This is a genomic window from Myroides injenensis M09-0166 (assembly GCF_000246945.1).
Taxonomy (GTDB): domain Bacteria; phylum Bacteroidota; class Bacteroidia; order Flavobacteriales; family Flavobacteriaceae; genus Flavobacterium; species Flavobacterium injenense.
Genome location: NZ_BAEX01000147.1, coordinates 1 through 3,047 on the forward strand (window position 1 = coordinate 1; position 3,047 = coordinate 3,047).

3 protein-coding genes are annotated in these 3,047 nt (G+C 26.7%); all 3 read right to left on the reverse strand.

The window, feature by feature from the left end:
- Positions 1 to 20 precede the first annotated feature (20 nt).
- Positions 21 to 386 (reverse strand): hypothetical protein, encoded by a 366-nt coding sequence (locus tag RH98_RS15345; protein ID WP_010257315.1) that lies wholly within the window; start codon positions 384 to 386, stop codon positions 21 to 23.
- A gap of 210 nt (positions 387 to 596) precedes the next feature.
- Positions 597 to 1,262, reverse strand: coding sequence for a helix-turn-helix domain-containing protein (locus RH98_RS14830; RefSeq protein WP_010257319.1), 666 nt, complete (start codon positions 1,260 to 1,262; stop codon positions 597 to 599).
- The gene (locus RH98_RS14835; protein WP_026038946.1) at positions 1,255 to 3,003 is read right to left on the reverse strand and encodes a tetratricopeptide repeat-containing sensor histidine kinase; all 1,749 of its coding nucleotides are present in this window, start codon (positions 3,001 to 3,003) and stop codon (positions 1,255 to 1,257) included. Before RH98_RS14835 ends, RH98_RS14830 begins: the two co-directional genes overlap by 8 nt.
- Between the last annotated feature and the right edge of the window lie 44 nt (positions 3,004 to 3,047).

Below are 3,047 nucleotides of genomic sequence, written 5' to 3' on the forward strand. Positions count from 1 at the left end.
TATATATATNTNTNTTTTTTTTATTTCTCATAAGTTATACTGGTAATAAAATTATTCTGGAGTTTCTTAAATCTCTTTAATTCTTGCGAAGTATTAGTTTTATTCTCTTCAAGTAAGGAAATTAATTGCTCTTCTATTTCAGCTGTCTCTAACATGAGGTTAGAATAGCTCTTTAAGCTATTTTTGTCTCCGTATAGCGCTTTTTTGTACAATTGAGGATAATGGTCAATATTACTTTTATACTTTGTTAAAAGCTGCTCTATTTTACTTTGTTCAATATTGAGCATCTTGACCTCACTCTTTGTATTATTGTTATCGAATAATACTAAAAAAAATAGGGGAATAATTAATAGTGGCAATGTTATAAATACAATTCGACTACGCATAATAATAAGGTGTTTCATTATGAATATTAAATTAAAATAGCTATTTCTTATTAGTAATAGGAGGTTGTCTATTTTAAGATGTTGAAACAAAATTACATATTGCGAAATTTACTTTGATGAGGTTTTCCTCATTTACTGTATTTTTTTGTCATTTTTATAATTATCTACTTGAAGTTGGATTAAAATACTTATTTCTTCCGTGCAATTGTATTAGATAAGCCCCATATCTTTAGCTATACTTACTAAGTGAATAGTGTTTTTCGCATCGAATGATGTTTTAATTTTACTAATTCTTTTCTCTATACTGCTGGTACTTGTTATGTGGCTATTTTTTTCTTTGAATTTTATACTTATTTCGTTTTGAGTGTACCCTTCTGAAAGTAGCTGAATAATTTCTAGATCCTCATCCGTTAATATTAATGCAGTCGGATTACTTTTTAATTCTTTAATATCTAGCGATAAGTATGGAGTACTGCTTTTACTAATATGATCGATTGCAGATATTATATCTTTAAGACTATCTCTACCTTTACTAACATAAGCATCTACCTTTAGCTCTTCTAATAGTGTATTGATCTCTATGTATCTGTTTTCAATAGAATACACAATTATCTTTGTTTTTGGATAGTTTTGTTTTATAAGGCGTATTAAATCAGCTCCTCCTTTTATAGTAGTTTCTCTAAAGTCCTCGACAAATGACAAGTCGGTTATAATTAGATCAAATGGGGAATTATTAATTTCAGCACCTTTGATTTTTACCCATGCATCATCACAGTATTTAGTATTGTATATTTCTCGGTCAACGGACGATAATGCCGTTACAATGCCTACATTAATACTGTCGTAATCCTCAACAACTAAGATTTTCTTAAACATATTTTTTAGGGAATTGAATTTTATATTTTACACCTATTTTATTATCACTGTCAAATATAAATGAACCACCAATATTTTTGATACGGGTTTCCATATTGGCAATACCATTTTTTCTTTTTATTTGTTCTTGTATAATTCCTACACCATTGTCAGAATAAAATAATTCTATTCTTTTGTTGCTTTCTTTAAACTTAAAGATTACTAAAGTAGCCATACTGTGTTTTTTCATATTTACCAGTAGTTCTTGTATAACTCTATAGAGTGTTATTTTTTGTTGGCTACTCAGGTTTTTTAAAATGTCATCTGAAAGACCTGTTACAATTACTTTACATTTTTGTGTGCTATATTCATTAAATATATTGGTTAGGGTATCTATAAAATGTTCGTCTGTATCAATAGCTTTTAATTCGAGAGAGATATTTCTAGCTTTTTTATAAATGAGTTCTAAATCATTACTTAGATGATTTTTAGCCTCATTATCGTTTAAGTTGAAATTCTGTATATAAGTAAGTGTGTTGAATACATCATTTGCTAGCTCATCATGAACCTTTTTTGCAATTTTTGTTTCTGTTAGATACACTTGCTGGTTTTTATCTAAACGATGTCTTTGTTTAATTTTTCTATAAATAAAGAAAAGGATTAAAATACCACCTGTAAAAATAAACACGAAAGTAAATAGACCTATCTTTCTTCTGGCAGAGATTAGCTCACTGTGCTGTAGGTTAAGTTTTAATTTAATGTTTTCTTGTTCGTGTTGTTCAAAATCATAACGAATCTTTGCAAATTGATTTTTTGCTTGTTGATTTTCTAATGCAATTGTTTTTGATAATTCTACATATTCATTTAAATATTTTGTTGCTTCATTAGGATTAGATTTTAGTAGATATTCAAGAATATTTAATTTGTCGTTTTTACTATCAAAACTTTTTGTTATTTCATATGCTTTTAAGGCATAATCATGAGCTAAAATAAAATTGTTATTTATAAGATAATATTCTGATAATGTAGTATAGCTTTTAAGTATGTCTAATTGATTATTAATTTTTAATCGGATATCTAAAGATTCTTGTAGCTCTGGTAAGCCTAAAGATTTGTTCTTCATGGAAAGAGCTTTTCCTAGATTATTTAATATTCTTGCTCTCTCTCTTAAATTATTTTGGAAGGTTTCTGAAGAAACTAAGTCTTTTAGAATAATGATTGCTTCTTTATCTTGGTCTAGATTAATATGGTTTGAAGCAATATTATTTAGTAAAATAATTTTTTCTTCTTCTGAATTTGCTATTTCTAATGAAAGATTGAAATATTTAATGGCGAGGGAATAATCTTTTAGTTCAGAATAGCAAATTGCTAATGTATTATATATATATACTTTGTAACTATTATCTTTATTTATTATGTTAGGTAATTCTTTGGTAACTATTTCTTGTGCACTATTAGGGTCACCAATATTTAAGTAAATGGTAGCAATTCTTAAATTATTATAAGTAATACTTTCTTCTTTATTTTGACTGTTAAAATAAGTGTTAGATTGTAAATAGGCTTGGAAAGCATTGTCTAATTGACTTATATTATTAAAACTATCCGCTTTTTCCTGTAATTCATTAGCTATTCTTATATTTTCATGACTAATTTCTATTTTAGATAGTTCATCTTTTTGTAGATTACACGAACTCATAAAGAAAAAGCACATTAGCACTAAAAAGAAATTCGAAGGATATAATATTGTCTGATAATATTTCATCCTTCGAATTTACTGATTTTCTAATTATAATTAGAATTATTTTG